The sequence below is a fragment of the Novosphingobium sp. PhB165 genome (genome assembly GCF_004341845.1).
GTDB lineage: Bacteria > Pseudomonadota > Alphaproteobacteria > Sphingomonadales > Sphingomonadaceae > Novosphingobium.
Window position 1 is genome coordinate 74576 of record NZ_SLVB01000003.1, and the last position, 19003, is coordinate 93578.

Genomic DNA, 19003 nt, shown 5'->3' on the forward strand with positions numbered 1-19003 from the left:
ACCGATGACCAAATCCAGCCTCGCTCGCTCAGGCATGCTTTCCCGCCCCATGTTCAGCAGGGCGATCGCCCTCTCGCTCGGCCTCGCGCTGGCCGGTTGCGGCGGCATGCCCACCAACCGCACGATGTATTCCACACATCAGCCGGTGGTCGAGAAGGTCAACTATTCGCTCGATGTCGGCACCGGCGGCAGTGGCCTTGCCTATGGCGAACAGTCGCGCCTCGTGGACTGGTTCGAAGCCATGGGCGCCCGTTACGGCGACCGCATCTATGTCGAGGATCCCGAAAGCAACCCGGCCACGCGCAGCGCGGTCGAGGCGGTGGCCGGGCGCTTCGGCCTGATGCTCAGCGAAGGCTCCCCGGCGACCGAGGGCAACCTTGGCCAGGGCCGCGCCCGCATCGTGCTGGTCCGCTCCAAGGCCACGGTGCCGCATTGCCCGGACTGGTCATCGAACAGCGACTTCAATCCGAACAACGGCCTGTCGAGCAACTTCGGCTGCGCCGTCAATTCGAACCTCGCCGCGATGGTCGCCAACCCGGAAGACCTTGTCCACGGCGCCACGGGCACGACCGAAGTGGGCGTGCGCAGCACCAAGGCCATAGAGACCTTCCGCAACGCGGCGCCCACGGGCGGCGGCGGCGTCCAGCTGCCCGCCTCTTCGAGCAAGGGAGACTGATCTCGTGAACGCACCCTGGAAATCCGGCGGCCCGAACGGGCGTGACCAGTTCGCCGCTTACGTGTGCGACGAAGCCTCGCTCGACGTGCTCCGCCCGCTGGCCATCGAAATGGGCTGGCAGCCCGAGAAGTGCAACAAGGGCGGCCTGCGCAATGCGGTGCAGTCGCTGGCCATCACCGCCTCGCCCAACATCCTGATGGTCGACTTGTCGGAAAGCGGCGATCCGCTCAACGACATCAACGCGCTGGCCGAAGTCTGCGAGCCGGGTACGGTCGTCATCGCGGTGGGCCAGATCAACGACGTGCGCCTCTATCGCGATCTCATCGCCAGCGGCATTCACGACTATCTGCTCAAGCCGCTTCAGGCCGCGCACGTCCGGGATACGCTGGCGCAGGCGCAGGCAGTTTTCACCGCTCCGCGCAGCCACGAAAGCGGCGTGTCCAAGCCGCATGTCTCGACGGCGGTGATCGGCACGCGCGGCGGCGTCGGCGCCTCCACGCTGGCGACTTCGCTCGCCTGGCTGTTCAGCGCCGACAACAAGCTGCCCACCGCACTGCTCGACCTCGACATCCACTTCGGCACCGGCGCACTCGTGCTGGACCTCGAACCGGGACGCGGCCTCACCGACGCGATCGATAACCCCAGCCGCATCGACGGCCTGTTCATCGAGCGCGCGATGATCCGCGCAAACGACAATCTCGCGATCCTTTCGGCCGAAGCGCCGATCAGCTCCCCGCTCATGACCGATGGCTCTGCCTTCCTCCAGCTGGAGGAAGAATTCCGGCAGGCCTTCGAGATGACGGTGATCGATCTGCCGCGCAACATGCTGATCAACTTCCCGCAGTTGCTGGCGGACGTGAACGTGATCGTGCTGGTCACCGAACTGACGCTCGCGTCGGCGCGCGATACGATCCGCATGCTGTCATGGCTCCGCGCCAACTCCCCGCACGCGCGCGTGGTGGTGGTGGCCAACAAGGTCCAGTCGGGCGTGGCCGAGATCAGCAAGGCCGATTTCGAGGCATCGATCGAGACGCGCATCCAGCTTTCGATCCCTTACGACATCAAGGCCGCCTCGCTGGCGGCCAAGCTGGGCCAGACATTCGCCGACGCCAACCGCTCGACACGCGCGGGCGGCGCGATCCGCGAACTCTCGCGCCTGATCCTCGATGAGGCGGGCGAAGTCGGTGACAAGGGCGCGGCCAAGCCCTCCCTGCTCGGCAAGTTCGACCTCAAGGCGATGATGGGCAAGGCCACGAAAAAGGAAACGGCGGCCTGACGAGCGCGCCCGGGGGCTTCCCCGGGCAGCCTCGCGGGCCCGGTGAAGGCGGGCAACGGCGATGAATGTAATGCAGCTCCTCCTGGTGGCGGTGGGCCTTACGGCAGTGATCGGGCTCGTCTGGGCCGCGCTTGCCGGCCCCTCGCCCGACAAGGAATCGGCGCGGCGGCTCAAGTCCGTGCGTTTCCGGCATTCGCAAAGCGCGACCGACCGGGTCGAGGCGCAGATGCGCAAGGCCGTCGCCGCGCGCAAGCCGCGCGCTCGCAAGATCGCAGGATCGGACTCGCGGATCGACGCGCTGGTTCTGCGCTTGCACCGCTCGGGCCGGAACTGGACCGTTTCGCAGTATATCTACACCTCAGTCGGCCTCTGCCTTGCCGTGACCCTGCTGATCTTCCTCAAGTCCGGCGCGCTCATGCTGGCGCTGGCCTTCGGTCTCTTCGTCGGCGCGGGCCTGCCCCACTTCGTGCTCAACAAGCTGATCGTGCGGCGCACCAACAGCTTCAACAGCAAGTTTGCCGATGCCATCGATCTGCTCGTGCGCGGCCTGCGTTCAGGTCTGCCGGTGACCGAAACGCTCGGCGTCGTCGCCAAGGAAGTCCCAGGCCCGGTGGGCGAGGAGTTCAAGCTCGTCACCGAACGCATCAAGATCGGCAAGACCATGGAGGACGCTCTCCAGGATACCGCCGACCGTCTTGCAATCCCCGAATTCAACTTCTTCTGCATCACTTTGGCCATCCAGCGCGAGACCGGCGGCAACCTTGCCGAAACGCTCGCGAACCTAGCCGACGTGCTGCGCAAGCGCACCCAGATGAAGCTCAAGATCCGCGCGATGAGCTCGGAATCGAAGGCCTCGGCCTACATCGTCGGCTCGCTGCCCTTTATCGTCTACGGCATGATCTATTGGGTCAATCCCAGCTATGCCGGGAGGTTCTTCATCGACGAACGCCTGATGGTCGCCGGGATCGGCGGCGGCGTCTGGATGGGCATCGGCGCCTTCATCATGGCCAAGATGGTCAGCTTCGAGATCTGAGCGGAAGGAACCAGCCACAATGCTCGCTCAACCCGCCGGACCCACGATCCTCGGCTTCAACGTCATCTTCGTCGGCACGCTGCTGGCCTTGGTCGGCGCCGCCTCCATGGTTCTGGCCATCTACGCTGCGGTCACCGTGCGGGATCCGATGGCCAAGCGCGTCAAGGCGCTCAACTCGCGCCGCGAAGCGCTCAAGGCCGGCATCATCACCAGCACGGCCAAGAAGCGCCAGTCAGTCGTCCGCCGCAACGACACCACCGATCGCATCGGCAGCTTCCTCGGCGCGCTCAGCATGTTGCAGGACAGCCAGCTCAAGGTCATCCAGCAGAAGCTGGCGCAAGCCGGCATCCGCAACAAGGAATGGGCGGTCGCGGTCGTCTTCGCGCGCATGGTCGCCCCGATCGTGCTGGGCGGCCTTGCCGCGATCGTGATCTACGCGATCAACTATTTTCCCGAATGGAGCGCGTTCAAGCGGTTCATGGGCTTCGCGGCAATGCTGCTGCTGGGCTACAAGGGCCCGGACCTCTTCATCCAGAACCTCAGCAACAAGCGCACCAACCTGATCCGCAAGGGCCTGCCCGACGCGCTCGACCTGCTGGTCATCTGCGCCGAGGCTGGTCTTACCGTCGACGCCGCGTTCGACCGCGTCGCCCGCGAACTGGGCCGGGCCTATCCGGAACTGGGTGACGAGTTCTCGCTTACGTCGATCGAGCTGTCGTTCCTCACTGAACGCCGCCAGGCCTTCGAGAACCTGTCCTACCGCGTCAACCTAGACGCCATGAAGGGCGTGGTGACCACGATGATCCAGACCGAGCGCTACGGCACCCCGCTGGCATCGGCGCTGCGCGTGCTCTCGGCCGAATTCCGCAACGAACGCATGATGCGCGCCGAGGAAAAGGCCGCGCGCCTGCCGGCGATCATGACCGTGCCGCTGATCCTGTTCATCCTGCCCACGCTGTTCGTGGTCATTCTCGGCCCGGCAGCCTGTTCGATCGCCGACGCCTTCTCCGGCGGCGACCCGCACCCGCCGCCGAAGTGAGCGCAGTTCTCGTCTGAGAGAGCGAAACACCCTCCCCGCATGCGGTGGAGGGCGTTTTTGCATTCGGCTCTTGTGACCGTCCGTCAAGCCATCCGCTCCATATTCTGCAACGGCGCTCTTGTGTAGCGCCCCCGCATCAGCCGGTGCCTCCTTGCGAAAAGATGGCACAAGTGCGGTCGGTTACCACACGCGGGGAGAGCGCCGTGACGCACAGAACTCTGGATTTGCGGATCGATACCGGCGGAAGCGACGGCGCGCCCGCGACGATTGCGGTGACAGTGCACCTCCCGGAGCAGGACCGTCTGAGTAGCAGTCCGCCGCTCCTCCTCTGCCTCCCGGGCGGAGGATACAATCGCCGCTATTTCGACTTAGCCGAAGCCGGTTACAGCGAGGCCGCGCATCACGTCGCACGGGGGTAATCCTCGTCGCCATGGACCATCTGGGCGTCGGCGATAGCGACATACCCGAAGGCGGTCCGGCGGATCTCTCGCTCGTCGCCAGATGCAATCATGCCGCCTTGCAGGCCGTGCTGGCGAGACTGAAAGCCGGGGAGCTGGACGGAGGCATAGCGCCCATATCGCCCTCTGTCGTGATGGGCGAAGGGCAGTCGATGGGCGGCCAGATCGCGCTGCTGATGCAGGCCGCCCACGACAGCTTCGACGGCCTGGCCCTGCTGGGCTGCAGCGCCGTGTGCACGCGCCTTCCCGCGCGGATTGCGGACGGGGAGGTTTGCCTACGCGGCGAGGCCGATCATGCGTCGGAATTGGCCAAACTGAAGGACTTCGACTGGCGCTGGGCGTTTCACTGGGACGACGTGCCCGAGCAATTTGCCGGCGCGAAGGAAGCTGCCTCGCTGGGCCGCGCCCCCCCCTGCCCTATTGGCGCAGCGCGACGGCGCTCAATGCTTTCAACCTCTTCTTTCCCGGCGCCGTGTCGCGGGAGGCCGCCTCGGTAAATCTCCCGCTTCTGATCGGTATGGGCGAACGCGACGTCTGTCAGGACCCGCTGCGCGAATTGGCCGCTTACGCATCCTGCCGCGATATCGCTTTGTTCGTCGGTCGGAAGATGGGCCACATGCACAACTTCGCCGGTACCCGGCACGCGCTGTGGCGCCGCCTGACGGCCTTCATCGATCAGGTGGCAGCAGAAAAACGCACCTAGCGTGCCGATGACACCGCGAGCTTGACGCCGAAGCCCACGAACACACCGCCGGTCAGGCGGTCCAGCGTCTTCACCGCGCCGGGTCGCCGCAGGAACCGGCCGAGCGGCGCGGCGGCGGCGATCAGGGCCGCGAACCAGACGACGGTCAGCAGGACATGCAGGCAGGCGAGGAAAAAGGTGTAGCCCGCAACGCCGGTGCTCCCCGATACGGAATGCGGCACGAATTGCGGAAGAAAAGTCACGTAGAACACGCCGACCTTGGGATTGAGCATGTTGGTGAGAAAGCCCTGCAGGAACGCCCCCGTGCCGCGCTTGCCGGTCGGCATGCCACCGGCCCCGGCATCAAGCGTCTGGCGCGGCCGCAGCACGAGCTTCGCGCCCAGCCACAGCAGGTAGCCCGCCCCCACGAACTTGACCACGGTATAGGCCAGTTCCGACGCCCGCAGCAGCGCGCCCAGCCCCAGCGCGACCGCCGCGCCCCAGATCAGGCAGCCCAGCAGGATGCCCAGCGCCGCGAACACCGCCGCGCGCCGCCCCTCGACCGTGGCCGAGCGCAGCACCATCGCCGTATCGACACCGGGCGTGATCGTCAGAACCGTCGCCGCGACGACGAAGGCAAGAAGCAGGGAGAGACTCGTCATCCCGCCCTATTACAGCCCCCGTGCAGACACGCCAGCGTAGCTTCAGCCCTAATCAATCCGTCTCGCAACCTGAAAGCCGGAGCGATGCTCCTGAACATCGGTTCCCCATCACCGCCGGATCGTGGCACTCCCATCGGCGAGCGACAGGAGGTTGCGGGCCGCGCTGCGTTCAGGTGAGTCATAAGCCCCAAACAGCACCGGATTGAGAACCTGCCGCGCCATTTCGGCCTGCCCTTCGCGGACAAGTTCCCGGCCAAGAGCGAGGCGCGGGCCGGGCGCAGCGGGCACGCGCCGGATGGCCTCGACCATTCCGCGCATGGCACCTTGCGGGACGGGCTGGCCCGCCTTGGTGAAGCTCAGGAAATAGGCGATCCGAGGCTCGGTGGCCTGATCGTCCAGAGCAATGGCCCGCACCAAGGCGCCGCGCGCCGTGGCGAGACGTTCCAGCCGGTCCGCTTCCGCGCCGGCCATGGCCCGATCGGTCAGGGCGACACCTTTCCAGGTCAGCGCTTCGGCATCGTCAGGCGCCTTGGCCAGCACGCGCTCTGCCCCGGCGAGGCATTCGTCGGTCTGCCCGCCCCGGCATTCGGCTGCGGCGGCAAAAAGCTGCACATCGGCATCCCCCGGGAACTGCGCCGCCATGTCGCGCACACGCAAAAGCCAACCCTCGGTGCTGCCGCCGGTCGCGAGCCGAGAATCCTGTTCGATCTTCGCTTCGAGCAAAGCTCCGGCAGCCGGTGACAAGGCCGTTACGAGCGGCTCCGCAACCGGCGGTTGCTGAGCTTCGGCATGGGCATAGGCGATATCGCGATTGCCGCAGGACTGGATTTCGCGCTGCAACGCCTGCATGTCCCCGAACACCGCCGCCGCATCGGCCTGCGGCACGCCGCGGCGGATATCGGCCATGTAGTGCTCGAACTGCGCGTATCGCTCCGGCTTCGGCTTGGAGAACACGAAATAATACGTCACCAACCATGCGCCGTAGGGATTCCAGCCCTGCGCCGCATCGGGATCCTGAAGGTAATGTCCGGTCAGGATTTCGGCCACTTTCGGATAGCCATAGGACTTGAACACGTCCTTGAAGCCCTCGGGCGGGACCGCATAGTCGAACTCCCCGCTGTGCTTGACATCAAGGGTCGAAAACAGCTCGCCCATCCCGTCCAGATACCAGCGCGGATAGGCGGCGGGCAGGTACGTCAGCAGGAAATGCTGGGCGAAAGCGGCGGAGAGCAGCCCCTCCCACGGGCGCGCGATCGGCGGATGCCGGGGGATATTTCCGCACATGCCGTCGCCCCCGTCTTCCTGCGCGCCGCGGTCCTCGCAGTCGCTGCTGAAACGGCGGCTGGTGTTGAGGTCGATCATCTGTTCGCTGCGCGGGATGACCAGGACTTCGCCATTCTCGCGCGGGTCGTAGTAGCTGCGGCTGGCAAAAGGCGCAGGGAACGGACCTTGCTGCGAGCGCAAGTCGCGAAGCCCCAGAGCCTCCATGCGGTCCTGCGAATCCATCAGCACGACCTGCAACTTCATCACCTCGCCCGGTTCGGCGCCGTGAAGATAGAGGCGCGCCATCAGGCGGTGCAGCAGTTCGAGATTGCGCGTCACGCGCTTCAGTTCATCGTCGCTGCCCGTGCTGAAGACCACGACATGATCGGCCTCCGCACGCTTCCACGTGCTCTTCGGATTGTCCTGCTCTTTCCCGGCCTGCCCCTTTACGACGATATCCTTGTTCGAGGCTTGCGCCTGCGCTGGATTCGCCAAAGCGGTGAGCCCAAGGCAAAGACAAAGCCCTGCGAAAGAGGCACCAAGCAGTCGCGATACTGCACTCCGCATCATTCTTGCGATGCCGTTCGCACTAATCACCAGTCAACACTCGATCAAAATTGAAACAATGGCTGGTAAACATATTTGATTTGCCGCAACAAGATAGCGCATATGCCGAACATTACAGCTATTTAAGATCCATTATGATAACTATAGGCATCCCCTGAATTCGTCATCTTACGGTCGTGAACAAGACGCAAAACGTATCGGTGCACCTCGCTTCAACCAGCTAGCCGTGGCCGCCGGAAAAACCGCCGGCGATCCAGCACGCTGTGCAAACAGCCTGTCGATAAGTTGAATTTCCACTTGCCAGCCGCGAAAACTGGCGGCAAAGGGCGCTCCACCCCAGCAAGAGCAGGGGTCCGGAAGAAGGCTCCCAGGCCCGATCCGCGGAAATGATTGGGGCCTTAGCTCAGCTGGGAGAGCGCCTGCATGGCATGCAGGAGGTCAGCGGTTCGATCCCGCTAGGCTCCACCATTTCCCTTCCTGCCGAAACGGCATTCTCCAAATAAATCAGGTGGTTTAGGCTGGCGTTTCGACCAGTTCGGCGATCTCGAACACGTAGCTTTTCCAGCCGCGCATCCGCTTCGCCTCTTCGGTGGCGGCGCGCTTGCGTTTCGCTTCGGCGAGCGAGCGTTCGTGGCCCCAGAACACCTCGGTCTTGCCGTTTTCCAGCTCCGCGACGATCCGCCAGTAATGGGTGAAGGGATCGGCCGTGGGCCCGATGGTCTTCACATAACCATCGGGCATCGTCGCGGTGAGGTAGCGTTTGCGGCGCCGGGCCATGCGGCTCAGCCTTGCGTGTCGAGCACCCTGCCCGCCACTGCATCGAGCCGGGCTACGAGCACCGAATCGCGCGCTTCGGGCGCCGTCACCAGCGCATGCTCAAGGGCATGGTCGATGGGGCTATGCGTGCGCTCGGGCGGCAACGTGGCAGCGAGAAGGCGCAGCGACTGCCGCGCGACGCGGGCATTGGCGTGCATGACTTCAAGCACGTGGCTGACTTCAACGCCCGCCTCGTCCTCGCGCCACGCGTCGTAGTCGGTGACCATGCCGAGCATCGCATAAGGCAGCTCCGCTTCGCGTGCGAGGCGCGCTTCGGGCATTCCGGTCATGCCGATCACGTCCGCACCCCACGCGCGGTACATGACGCTTTCGGCGCGGGTGGAGAACTGCGGGCCTTCGATGGCGACGTAGCAGCCGGAGGGATGGACGGTGGCACCGGCCAGCCGCGCGGCCTCTCCCGCCAGCGCCGAAAGGCGTGGGCAGGTGGGATCGGCAAGGCTCACATGGGCCACCATACCGGTGCCGAAGAAGCTGCTTTCGCGGCCATGCGTACGGTCGATGAACTGGTCGACCATGACCATGTGCCCCGGTGCCATTTCTTCACGCAGAGAGCCGATGGCGGACAGCGCCAGCACGTCGGTCACGCCGCAGCGGGCCAGCACGTCGATATTGGCGCGGTAGTTGACGGCGGACGGCGGAATCGCGTGCCCTGCCCCGTGGCGCGCGATGAACGTGAAGCGCACGCCCTCGATCCGGCCGGTCACGACCGGCCCCGACGGTTCGCCGAATGCGCTGGAAACCGCGATTTCCTGCGCGTCCTCCAGTTCTATGCCGGCGGCGAGACCCGATCCGCCGATGACGCCGATGTGCCAGAAACTGCTTTTGTCAGCGCGCAAGGATACCTGCCATGATGATGTCGATAGTGTGCTCGCGATAGCGGTCGCGCAGTTCCTCGGTCAATGTGTCCTGACCGAAACAATGCTTGAGAACCAGCCGCGCCGAGAAGAACCGGTCCACCGCGCCCGTTACCGTGAAGTAGAAAAGCTGCGGATCGATCTCACGGAACACCCCGGCCCGCACGCCGTTGCCGATCAGTTCCTCGTAAGCACGGTAGATCGGCGAGAGGTAGCTGTCGGCAATGCGGCGCGCCTCGGCATCGTCGCTTTCGCGCACCATGCGCATGGTCAGGCGGTTGAGGTACGGCACCTCGTAGAAAGTATCGACCACCTTCCAGAGGTGGCGGCGCAGCTTGGCCTCGGGCGACCAGCCGTCCTTCGCCAGCAGCGCATCGACGCTGGTGACGATGGCCTGCCAGTCCCGGTCCAGCAGGGCCTTGAGCAGCCCTGCCTTGTTACCGAAATAGTACTTCACCAGCGCCGAATTGAGGCCCGAGCGCAAGCTCAGCTCGGACAGCGAGATGTCGATCACGTCGCCGTCGCGCATGATCAGGCTCGCCGTTTCGAGCAATTGCGCCCGCGCGCCGGGCGGCGGCGTGTTGACTTCGGTGGTGGACCGGGTCTGCGCCATGGCCGCGCCCTCCGGCGCCCTTACTTCGGGCCCAGGCGGATGGCGCCGTCCAGACGGACGGATTCGCCGTTGAGGTAATCATGCTCGACCATGAACAGCGCGAGCTTGGCGTATTCCTCCGCCTTGCCGAGGCGCTTGGGGAACGGCACCATGGCGGCGAGCGCGTCCTGCACCTGCTGCGGCATGCCCGCCATCATCGGGGTTTCGAAAATGCCCGGCAGGATGGTGTTGACGCGGATACCGTCGTTCATGAGATCGCGCGCCACCGGCAGGGTCATCGCCAGCACGCCGCCCTTCGAGGCGCCATAGGCGGCCTGCCCGATCTGTCCGTCCTGCGCCGCAACCGAGGCGGTGTTGACGATCGCGCCGCGCGCGCCGAATTCATCCACCGGATCGAGCGTGACCATGCCTGCGGCCGACTTGCTGATGCAGCGGAACGTACCGACGAGGTTGATCGCGATGACCTTCTCGAACACGGCCATGTCATGCGCGCGCGGTTCGCCGGTCTCGCGGTTCTTGCCCACGGTCTTGGAAGCAGGGGCGATACCGGCGCAATTGACGAGGATACGCTCCTGCCCGTTGGCGGCGCGGGCCTTGGCGAAACCGGCATCGACGCTGGCATCGTCGGTCACGTCGACCTTGCAGAACACGCCGCCGATCTCTGCGGCGATCGCTTCGCCCGCTGCCTCGTTGAGATCGAAAAGCGCCACTTTCACGCCCTTGGCCGCCAGCGCGCGTGCCGTGGCCGCGCCAAGGCCAGAGGCCGCACCGGTGACTACGGCGGCCATGCTGCTGTCCAGAATCATCGCATTCTCCCGTTCCACGAAGCCGCGCGCCCTTCCGGATCGTTCGGAAGGGTGCACGACGATTTAATCGGCCGGTTAAGCAGCCTTCGTGGACAGGTCAATCACCGCGCGCGAAAACCCGCCCCAGCGACGTAGAACGCGGCGCGAAACGGGCGCCCCGCGAAATCACTGGGCCGGAGTGAGACCGCGCTGAACCTGCGATTGTTCGATATTCGAACGGTTGATCTGGCGCTGCTCGGCCCATTGGCTCTTGGTCATGCAGACTTTCTTGACCTTCAGCAGCGAGCCGATTTCCTGCTGGCGCTGGCAGATGACCGGATCGTTGGCGTCGATGGCCGATACCGGCTTGGCCGCCCCAGGAGCGGCCGGGGCGGCAGCAGGGGTTGCTGCCGGAATGGCGGCCTGAGCCGGTACGGGGGCCGTTGCCGGGTCGGCGGCGAAAGCAGGGCCTGCCATCAGCAGCGAGGCAGCGATCAGAACTGTGGTACGCGTATACATCGGATTCTCCCAGGCATCGGCCTCCGGCCCTGATGCCTCATCTCTATGAAGTGAGGTTATTCCGCGTCGGGCCGCTGTTCAAGCGGGTTGAGCGCGCGCCACGTCGAAGGCCACTGTCATGCGCTCGCCCGAGGGAAACGGCCGGGTGCCATGCCACATCCATGACGGAAACAGCACCAGCCGCGCCGGACGCGGCGCCACGGTAAGGCGCGGCGCCAGTTCGATGCCGAGCGCCGCCGGGGCGCCGCCGAGATCGAGGTGGCCCTGTCCCTCCGCAAGCCCTTCGGGAACCGTGATATAGAGCGCGGAACTGATCCAGCCCTGCGGATGGTGATGCGCCGTGTGAAAACCGGCTCCCGCCAGCCGGACCGACCAGCTTCCGGCAAAGCGCGGCCGCGCCGGGCGCGGCTGCGAGAGCATCGGATGCCCCGCATCCGGTGCAGGCAGGCTTTGGGCGAAGCGAGCGACCTCGCGCCGCAATACGTCGCGCAGGCGGACAACTTCGGGCTCGATCCGCGCAAGCAGCGCGCCATCGGTCTGCGTGCCGCCGCGCACCGACTGATCGAGGAAACGGCCCGATCGGCCGTGCAATCGGCCAAGGAAAGCCCGCAGGTCGGCAAGGCCGATCTCCTCCGGGTCGAGATCGATCACCCGGCAGCGACCCTGCTGCCCGTCCAGCCACTCGGAGCGCGGATCGCCGGTCAGGCGCCAAGCCAGCGCGGCATAGGGCCACATGCCTTCGGCGCCGGGCGCCGTCAGCCAGGGCTCGATGGCCTCGGCGGCCTCAGCGTACCGCCCGGTACGCAGCAGATGCCGGACCCACCAGACCGCATGGCCCTGTTCGGTCGGGTTGCCGAGCGCGGCGAACTGCGCCGCCGCCTCTTGGCTCCGCCCCAGCTCGTCGAGTGCCGCCGCGCGGGCCAGTTGGAACCGCGCGAGCGGTCCATGGACAGCGAGTGCCCGGTCGGCCACGGTCAGCGCCGGACCGAAATGCTCGCCTGCCAGCAGGAGATCGACCGCTAGTCCGCGCAAGGCATCGCTCTGCGGGAAGCGGGCAAGTGCCGCTTCGACCGTCGCCAATGCGCGCATGCCCTGCCCCATCAACGTGGCGAGCTGTGCGAATTGCCGATGCCCCTCCATCCAGCCGGGATTGGCGGCCAGCATCGCTTCCAGTTCGGAAAGGCCGCGCGCGCCCTCTCCTTCAGCATAGCGAGCGGAGGCAAGGCCAAGCCGGATCTCGGCCTTGGCGGGTGCGAGGCGGGTGGCCTGCTCGAACTGGGCCGATGCCTGCAGGCCCGCCTCCAGCCGCAGATGGGCGAGCGCATGGACCATCCCGGCGTTGGCGGGATCGTGCCGCAAGCCCTGCTCCAGCGCCGCAATCGCCTCGCCGCGCCGGTCCAGCGCGCGGCGCAGCATCGCGGTCCAGTGCAGCAGCGCCGGATCCGGAGCATGGCTGCGCAGATAGCGTGAGAGCCGTTCCTCGGCTTCCTCCTCGCGGCCCTGCGCCAGCGCCTGACCGGCCAGTTCGGCCAGCGTTTCCGGATCGTCCCTATCTGCCGCCATTGCCTTTGCCATGTGTCAGGTGTGCCTGTCGGAAGCGATGGTCGCCGCCACGGCTTCGCGCTCGGGGCCCGAAAGACCGGGATGCCAGACGTCGAAGATCAGCACCACGCGCAGCAGATCGCTGGGGTTCATCGCCTCATGCTCTATGGTGTCGTCGAATGCGAAAGCCTCGCCCTCGCGCCATTCGCGCGTCTCGGCACCCACCCGGAACCAGCAGCCCGGCGGCACCACCAGCGGCAGGTGACAGACCAGACGCGTGTTATCGACGCCGACATGGGCCGGGATCGTCGTGCGCGGGGCCAGCAGCGAGAACATGGCATTGGGCGAGGCGCCGGGCACTTGCGGCTGCGGCAGGCGCGCAAGGATTTCCAGAGTGCGCGGCGCCTGCGCGGCATTGCGCTCCACCACTTGCCCGCGTTTCAGCAAATGGATCGCCGTCCAGTCCTTGCTGTGGTTGAGCGGCCGCCACTGCTCCAGCGGCTGGCTCTCGTCGTACTGGACATAGGGCTCCAGTTCCGCGCGTTCGGAATGGATCAGCGCACGCATCTCCTCGCGGATCACATCGAAACCGGCTTCCACTTCGGCAAGCCACGGGGTCGTATGGCGCGGATGGAACTCGCGCTCGACCAGTCCCGGATAGTGAAAATGGGTCGGCGTCGAATGATAGACGCGCGTCTTGTGCAGGATATTGTCGCGAAACCGGGCCAGCCGCCAGGCCATGTCGTCGTCCGTGACATCGTTCCGGGGCGCCTCGGCGCCGGCATCCGCATGCGCCAGCGCCGCCGTTCCGGCTTCGGCCAGACGCGCCTCGCGCTCGGCCTGCCATGCCGCATGGAATGCCTCGCCCGCAGCCAGCGCGGCAGCGAGCGGAGCCGGCAGCGCCGCATCCTCCGGCTTCTGGGCGATCGCGATGCCCCACGCCTCTCCGGCGCCCGGATCGTCGAGCCGTTCGAGCAGTCCCGCCCGCATGACCAGCGCCATGAAGTCGAGCGGCACCAGTTCCAGCGCCCGGTGCACCGCATCGAGAGCGCGGCGCGGCTGGCGCAAGGCCCGGCGCAGTCCGCCCAGCCGCAGCCATTGCACGAACGCCTCGGAACCGGTGAACGCCCCTGCTTCCGCTTTGGCATCCGCCGTCAGCAGTGTTTCGAGTTGCTCTGCCGCCTCAGGCAAGCGCCCTGCTCCGACAAGGCGATCAATTTCCGCGAGTGGCGATACCCCTGAATTCATTACCCCCCCGGTTCAGATCAGTTCAACGGCGGGTCGAGCCAGATGGCTCGTCCCATGGCGGCACCCGATCATCGTCGAGCGCATAGCCAAAGCCCTCGACCCAGGGCTTCAGCGTCGGAAAAACGGATGCGAGATGGCGCTCGTAACGGCGCCAGCGTCCCGCCGCGCGCGTGTAGACCGCCTCGGTCACTTGCGCATAGCTGGCGGTTCGGACGACGCCGCGCGCTCGGGCCGCGTCGCGGTGGTCGAAGTCCTCGCCCTGCCACGGCAGGCCCAGCCAATCGAACAGCGGCTCCAGTTCGCGCGCCTGATCGGCGACAAGGCGTTCGTAAACCACCGTGCGCACGGACATGTCGAAGATCGCGCGCGCCTTGGTCCAGTACGCGAAGCTCATGTCGTAGAACTCCGCCGCCGTATCGAGGGCGAGGAAGTTGCTCATCGCCGGATTGGTGCGGAAATTGGTGATGAAACAGCTCAGCAGCACATCGCAGGGATGGCGCAGCGCCAGCACGAACTTGGCATCCGGGAACAGCCGGAGGATCGTCGGGACCTGATTGAGGTGTAGCGGGTGCTTGTCGATCACCATTGTTTCGGGGCCGAGCGGACCGAACCCGGCAACGCGTTCGAAATAGCGCGCGCGGGCCGCGCGAATGGCCTCCTCGTCAAGGCTGGGCAGCACTTCCATGCCGCCGAGTTCGTGCTCGATCTGGCCGATGATGTCCTCTTCCTCCAGCACCAGCGTATCGGGCGCGGTCATCAGCATGGTGTCGAGCAGCGTCGTGCCCGAACGCGGGAAGCCCAGCAGGAATACCGGCGCCGGGCGATCGGAGGACGGCGAGGCGCTCCATCCGGCCGCCCATTCGGGCGTCAGCAGCGCGCTATCCCGCGCCACGCCCTCGCGGTGGAGACGCGCCAGCACACCCGGCTGCGAGGGTTGCTCAAGGTTGATCGCGTTCATTTCGGCAAACGCGGCGAAAGCCTCGTCCGGTTGCCCCATGCGATCGAAGAGAATGCCGCGAACCTGGGCAACGCGGTCGGACTGGACGACCTCGGTCGACAGTTCGAGCGCGGCGAAAGCGTCCTCGAAACGCTCCGCGCGCTTGAAGCGCAGCGCGTCGATATAGGCCCGCGAGGGATCGTCCACACCGGCCGCCGCTGCGCGTTCCGCCAGAGAATCGAGTTCGGCCTCGCGGTTGGCGCGTTCATAGACGGCCGCAAGTCCGACAAAGGAGGGGCCGAGCGCCGGCTCTAGGGCAAGCGAGGCCTCAAGCCGTGCCTCGGCCAGATCGAAGTGGCCCTGCCGGGCGGCTTCCGTCCCGTAATCCGACTGAAGTCCCGCATTGTCGGGCGCTCGGCGCGCCGCCTCTGCAAGCGCTTCGTAGTACCGGTCCAGCAGTCCGACTTCGCGGTAATAATTCGCCAGCGTGAGCATCGGCACATGGTCGTCGGGAAAATCCCGCGCCGCATCGCGCAGGACCTGCTCGCCTTCCTCCCCCCGGCCAGTCCCGAAGAGTGCGTTGCCGAGATTCACGCGGATCGGCGGGGCGTCCGGCGCCAGTTTCGCCGCGCGCTGCAGCAGCTTCACGGCCTCCTCGCCCTCGCCCATTTGCCGCAGCGTATTGCCGAGATTGTTGAGCAGCGACCAATCGTCCGGCCGCTTGGCCAGAACATGGCGGTAGAGCCGGCTCGCCAGCGGGAAATCCTCCGCCTCCTGGGCGAGATGCGCCGCCATGCCCGCCAGCCGCAAACTGGGCTCCGCAAGCGCGGCAGCTTCGTCGCACAAGGCCAGCGCCTGCGTGTTGCGGCCGAGATGAAGATAGGATTCCACAAGGTTCGTGCGCACGACTAGGTCCTGCGGTCGCATGGCATGCGCGCGTTCGAGATAGGTCGCGGCGCGATCGTATTGCCGGCGATGGAACTCCACAGCCCCGCCAAGCGCTGCCAGCGTGGCATCCTGCGGGTGCACCGCCGTGGCCGATGCCGCCATGACCGCAGCCTCGTCGAGACGCCCGATGCGGGCCAGCCCGGCGATCTGGTTCAGCTGTTCCGAAGGCGTGCTGGAAGTCATCGTGAAGTCCGAATTTCCGGGCGCCACAGGGCGCCGCAAACAGAGGCGGCGGCCCTCCCAGGGGAAGACCGCCGCCAGAAACTAACCGTTCAGAAGAGCGATTAGAAGTTCATCGTGATGCCGGTGAACACGTAACGACCCAGTGCGTCGTACGTACCCGGATAGGTGTTGCCGCTGCAGACCGTGCTTGCGCAACCGATCGAGGTGACCAGCGGCGGATCCTTGTCGAACAGGTTCGTCGCACCCAGACGCCAGGTCAGGTGATCGCCCAGAGCCGCCGTCAAGGTCAGGTCGAAGTAGTCCTGCGACTTGATCTTGGTATCGAGCGAGTTCTGCTGCTGCGGACGCGAGTCCTGCAGCGTGCTCGACGGGTTGGCGAACTCGGTGGTGACACCCGAGAGGTGACGCCACTGGACCGACAGGCCGAGGCCGTTGGCCATGTTGAACGACGTACGGAACTTGTGGCGCCACTTGGGCAGCGGAGTGCCGCAAGTCGGGCCGTAGTAACCGGCGCAATTGTAGTCGGCGGTCAGGCCGTTATCGACGGTGTAGTGGTTGAGGTAGGTACCGACGAAGTTCAGCGACAGGCGGCCAGCACCGCCGATTTCGGTGGTGTAGTTGCCGTTGAACTCGAAGCCGCGGGTCTTCACGCTACCCACGTTGTGGTAGATGTCTTCCACATAACCGTCCGAGCTGAGCCACAGCGAGCCGGCCGGGTTACGATGGATGAGCGAGCAGGCATCAGCCGTACCGTCCGAGTCCTCGCAAGCCGCCAGGATGGCGTCTGCACCGAACTGCTGGATGGCATCCTTCACCTTGATGTCGAACCAGTCGACGCTGCCGGTGAGCCCGGGAATCCAGTGCGGCGCAAGCACCACACCCAGAGTCTTGGTGGTGGACTTTTCCGGGTTCAGATCGGGGTTGCCACCGATCAGGCCGTTGTACTGGCTCGCCGGGTTCAGCGACGTGCCGCCGGAGACACCCTGCGCGGCGCAAGCAGCTGACACGGTGTCTTCGCCGGCGCAAGGATCGGTCGTGCCGTCAAGCGCGATGATCTGCGGCGAGAACAGCTCCTGGATGTTCGGTACGCGAACGGCGCGGTTGTAACCGGCACGCAGACGGATGTCCGAGATCGGAGCAAGTTCCAGACCCAACTTGTAGGTGTTGGTGTTGAAGGTACGGCCGTTCGAGATGCTGTAGTGCGAATAGCGGTAGCCGCCATTGAACGACAGGCTCTGCACGAAGCCATCCTGAATCAGCGGAACCTCGATTTCGCCGAACAGTTCGCTCACCTTGTAGCTACCGTCGGTGTCGAGCGTGGGCGCGCCCTGACCGGTCAGGTCGCCGGTGCTGAAGGCTTCGTCAGTCCGCAGTTCCAGCGAGTCACGTCGGTATTCGGCACCGATCGCGACGTTTACGCCATCCGACGCCAGCGGCGACTTGATGCCGTATTCACCCAGCAGGCCGGTGAAGGTGGCACTGGCCACCTGCTGCGAGGTCTGGCCCTTCATGAAGCCGGTGGCCGACAGGTAATCGAGAGCCGCCTGCGAAATGTTGCCGCTGAACACATCGTAAGGCGCGCACTTCGGATCCTGGCCGGTCAACGTGACGCGGCAGGCAGCCAGGCCGGTCTTGGGATCGGTCACGACATCAAGCGCATTGGCCAGTCGCGAGGCCGAGAACTCGTTCGAATAGACCTGCGAGTAGTTAGTCCGGCCATACTGGTAATACGCATCGTACGACCAAGCCTTGTCCAACTCGCCGCGCGAACCGATGACGGTGCGGTCATCCATGAACATGAATTCCATGTAAGGATGGATAGCGTTGCTGATCTCATAGTCGGTGAAGACGCCGGCGGTATAGCGCTCGTCCGGACGCTGATAATGGTTCAGCGGAGCGTAATTGTAGAGATTTGGTGCGCCCACCGCGACCGTGCCAGCGCCCACTGCGCCGGCTCCCAGCGCACCGAAGGTCGACGACTTCAAGTTCGAGGGATCGAAGATCAGCACGTTGCCTGGGTTTGCCGTGGGCGAACCACCGCAACCCAGCACGCCCGTCCTGCTTGCAGTGATCGAGCACGACGAGTAGTCGCGCCGGCCCTGCAGAACGGGCGTGGCGCGGCGATAGCCGACATATGCAGTGGCGTGACCTCGGCCGTCATCGAACTTGGTACCAAACGCGACGGTGGCATCATACTGGCCGCCGTCGGCGTTGTTGCCGGTTGGGTAGGTGTAGTCCGGATTACCGGCGTTCTGGTTCAGCAGGCTTTGGGCGAGGTCATTGCCGTTACTATGCGTGTAGAGGCCGTAGTTAGCGTCCACACGGAAACCTTCGAAGTCGGTATCCATCTGGAAGTTGACAACGCCGGCCACAGCGTCCGCACCGTAAGTCGCCGAAGCGCCGCCGGTCAGAACGTCAACACGCTTCACCAGCGCGGCGGGGATGAAGTTAAGGTCAGCAGCCGAAGTGGTGCTGTTCGGGTCACCGGTCATCAGACGGCGGCCGTTGATCAGCACCAGCGTACGCGACGGCCCGAGGCCGCGAAGGTCAACCGTGGCCGTACCGGTCGCACCGTTGGACAGGTTCGAGCTCTGGCCCGCGGTCACCTGCGGCAGCGAGTTCAGCAGGTCTTCCGCGCGGGTGGTACCGGACAGCTGGAAGTCCTGCGCAGTCACCGTGGTGATCGGCGCGATCGAGGTCTGGTTCGGCGACGCGATACGCGAACCGGTGACGACGATCGGCGCGTTAGCCTCCGGTGCCGTATCCGCAGCCGCGGCGTCCTGCGCCTGAACGGCGGTGCTGAACAGGGCGAAGCCCAGCACCATGGGTGCTGCACCTGCCTTCAGCGCGGTGAGAGTTGTTGTTTTCACTGGTGTGTGTC

General features: G+C 65.5%; 18 protein-coding genes and 1 tRNA gene. 8 read left to right on the forward strand and 11 right to left on the reverse strand.

The window, feature by feature from the left end; translation table 11 throughout:
- Positions 1–4: 4 nt before the first annotated feature.
- The 7 genes from EDF56_RS08910 (at position 5) to EDF56_RS08940 (ending at position 5185) form a co-directional block, all read left to right on the forward strand.
- Positions 5–676: a CpaD family pilus assembly protein gene (locus EDF56_RS08910; RefSeq protein ID WP_132386498.1), complete on the forward strand. Its 672-nt coding sequence runs from the start codon at positions 5–7 to the stop codon at positions 674–676.
- A gap of 4 nt (positions 677–680) precedes the next feature.
- On the forward strand, positions 681–1952 hold the full coding sequence (locus tag EDF56_RS08915) for a pilus assembly protein CpaE (RefSeq protein WP_132386500.1): 1272 nt from the start codon (positions 681–683) through the stop codon (positions 1950–1952).
- A gap of 61 nt (positions 1953–2013) precedes the next feature.
- Positions 2014–2985, forward strand: a complete 972-nt coding sequence (locus EDF56_RS08920) for a type II secretion system F family protein (RefSeq protein WP_132386502.1) — start codon at positions 2014–2016, stop codon at positions 2983–2985.
- Between the two features lie 19 nt (positions 2986–3004).
- On the forward strand, positions 3005–4024 hold the full coding sequence (locus EDF56_RS08925; protein ID WP_132386504.1) for a type II secretion system F family protein: 1020 nt from the start codon (positions 3005–3007) through the stop codon (positions 4022–4024).
- Positions 4025–4227: 203 nt separating this feature from the next.
- Positions 4228–4443: a hypothetical protein gene (locus EDF56_RS08930; RefSeq protein ID WP_132386506.1), complete on the forward strand. Its 216-nt coding sequence runs from the start codon at positions 4228–4230 to the stop codon at positions 4441–4443.
- Between the two features lie 11 nt (positions 4444–4454).
- Positions 4455–4979 (forward strand): hypothetical protein, encoded by a 525-nt coding sequence (locus EDF56_RS08935; protein WP_132386508.1) that lies wholly within the window; start codon positions 4455–4457, stop codon positions 4977–4979.
- 20 nt (positions 4980–4999) lie between these two features.
- Positions 5000–5185, forward strand: a complete 186-nt coding sequence (locus EDF56_RS08940; protein WP_132386510.1) for a hypothetical protein — start codon at positions 5000–5002, stop codon at positions 5183–5185.
- Here the strand turns inward: EDF56_RS08940 and EDF56_RS08945 are convergent.
- Positions 5182–5826 (reverse strand): LysE family translocator, encoded by a 645-nt coding sequence (locus EDF56_RS08945; protein WP_132386512.1) that lies wholly within the window; start codon positions 5824–5826, stop codon positions 5182–5184. The genes EDF56_RS08940 and EDF56_RS08945 overlap by 4 nt on opposite strands.
- A gap of 108 nt (positions 5827–5934) precedes the next feature.
- On the reverse strand, positions 5935–7584 hold the full coding sequence (locus EDF56_RS08950; RefSeq protein WP_132386514.1) for a hypothetical protein: 1650 nt from the start codon (positions 7582–7584) through the stop codon (positions 5935–5937).
- A gap of 464 nt (positions 7585–8048) precedes the next feature.
- On the opposite strand from EDF56_RS08950, the gene EDF56_RS08955 reads away from it, so the two are divergent.
- A tRNA-Ala gene (locus tag EDF56_RS08955) sits at positions 8049–8124 on the forward strand.
- 45 nt (positions 8125–8169) lie between these two features.
- Here EDF56_RS08955 and EDF56_RS08960 read toward each other — a convergent pair.
- The 9 genes from EDF56_RS08960 to EDF56_RS09000 form a co-directional block, all read right to left on the reverse strand.
- Positions 8170–8433, reverse strand: a complete 264-nt coding sequence (locus EDF56_RS08960) for a hypothetical protein (RefSeq protein WP_132386516.1) — start codon at positions 8431–8433, stop codon at positions 8170–8172.
- A gap of 5 nt (positions 8434–8438) precedes the next feature.
- Positions 8439–9329 carry an S-methyl-5'-thioadenosine phosphorylase gene (mtnP, locus tag EDF56_RS08965; protein WP_132386518.1) on the reverse strand — a complete coding sequence of 297 codons (891 nt, stop codon included), beginning with the start codon at positions 9327–9329 and terminating at the stop codon, positions 8439–8441.
- Positions 9319–9960, reverse strand: a complete 642-nt coding sequence (locus tag EDF56_RS08970) for a TetR family transcriptional regulator (protein WP_132386520.1) — start codon at positions 9958–9960, stop codon at positions 9319–9321. The genes mtnP and EDF56_RS08970 overlap by 11 nt, the downstream gene beginning before the upstream one ends.
- Before the next feature lie 20 nt (positions 9961–9980).
- On the reverse strand, positions 9981–10766 hold the full coding sequence (locus tag EDF56_RS08975) for an SDR family oxidoreductase (RefSeq protein WP_132386522.1): 786 nt from the start codon (positions 10764–10766) through the stop codon (positions 9981–9983).
- A gap of 165 nt (positions 10767–10931) precedes the next feature.
- Positions 10932–11264 (reverse strand): hypothetical protein, encoded by a 333-nt coding sequence (locus tag EDF56_RS08980; RefSeq protein WP_132386524.1) that lies wholly within the window; start codon positions 11262–11264, stop codon positions 10932–10934.
- Positions 11265–11342: 78 nt separating this feature from the next.
- Complete coding sequence (locus tag EDF56_RS08985) at positions 11343–12827, reverse strand: putative 2OG-Fe(II) oxygenase (RefSeq protein ID WP_165912148.1); 1485 nt, start codon at positions 12825–12827, stop codon at positions 11343–11345.
- Positions 12828–12842: 15 nt separating this feature from the next.
- Entirely contained in the window at positions 12843–13997 is a 1155-nt protein-coding gene (locus EDF56_RS08990) for an aspartyl/asparaginyl beta-hydroxylase domain-containing protein (RefSeq protein ID WP_243652504.1), read from the reverse strand.
- 79 nt (positions 13998–14076) lie between these two features.
- On the reverse strand, positions 14077–16122 hold the full coding sequence (locus EDF56_RS08995; protein WP_132386530.1) for a tetratricopeptide repeat-containing sulfotransferase family protein: 2046 nt from the start codon (positions 16120–16122) through the stop codon (positions 14077–14079).
- A gap of 101 nt (positions 16123–16223) precedes the next feature.
- Positions 16224–18992 carry a TonB-dependent receptor gene (locus EDF56_RS09000; protein ID WP_243652505.1) on the reverse strand — a complete coding sequence of 923 codons (2769 nt, stop codon included), beginning with the start codon at positions 18990–18992 and terminating at the stop codon, positions 16224–16226.
- Between the last annotated feature and the right edge of the window lie 11 nt (positions 18993–19003).

Excerpts from the sequence above, each read along its gene's own strand:
- EDF56_RS08935 (WP_132386508.1), top strand. The coding sequence starts at position 4,455 with ATGGACCATCTGGGCGTCGGCGATAGCGACATACCCGAAGGCGGTCCG.
- EDF56_RS08995 (WP_132386530.1), bottom strand. The coding sequence starts at position 16,122 with ATGACTTCCAGCACGCCTTCGGAACAGCTGAACCAGATCGCCGGGCTG.
- EDF56_RS08975 (WP_132386522.1), bottom strand. The coding sequence starts at position 10,766 with ATGATTCTGGACAGCAGCATGGCCGCCGTAGTCACCGGTGCGGCCTCT.
- EDF56_RS08920 (WP_132386502.1), top strand. The coding sequence starts at position 2,014 with ATGAATGTAATGCAGCTCCTCCTGGTGGCGGTGGGCCTTACGGCAGTG.
- EDF56_RS08960 (WP_132386516.1), bottom strand. The coding sequence starts at position 8,433 with ATGGCCCGGCGCCGCAAACGCTACCTCACCGCGACGATGCCCGATGGT.
- EDF56_RS08985 (WP_165912148.1), bottom strand. The coding sequence starts at position 12,827 with ATGGCGGCAGATAGGGACGATCCGGAAACGCTGGCCGAACTGGCCGGT.
- EDF56_RS08945 (WP_132386512.1), bottom strand. The coding sequence starts at position 5,826 with ATGACGAGTCTCTCCCTGCTTCTTGCCTTCGTCGTCGCGGCGACGGTT.
- EDF56_RS08980 (WP_132386524.1), bottom strand. The coding sequence starts at position 11,264 with ATGTATACGCGTACCACAGTTCTGATCGCTGCCTCGCTGCTGATGGCA.
- EDF56_RS08925 (WP_132386504.1), top strand. The coding sequence starts at position 3,005 with ATGCTCGCTCAACCCGCCGGACCCACGATCCTCGGCTTCAACGTCATC.
- EDF56_RS08970 (WP_132386520.1), bottom strand. The coding sequence starts at position 9,960 with ATGGCGCAGACCCGGTCCACCACCGAAGTCAACACGCCGCCGCCCGGC.
- EDF56_RS08940 (WP_132386510.1), top strand. The coding sequence starts at position 5,000 with ATGGGCGAACGCGACGTCTGTCAGGACCCGCTGCGCGAATTGGCCGCT.
- EDF56_RS08910 (WP_132386498.1), top strand. The coding sequence starts at position 5 with ATGACCAAATCCAGCCTCGCTCGCTCAGGCATGCTTTCCCGCCCCATG.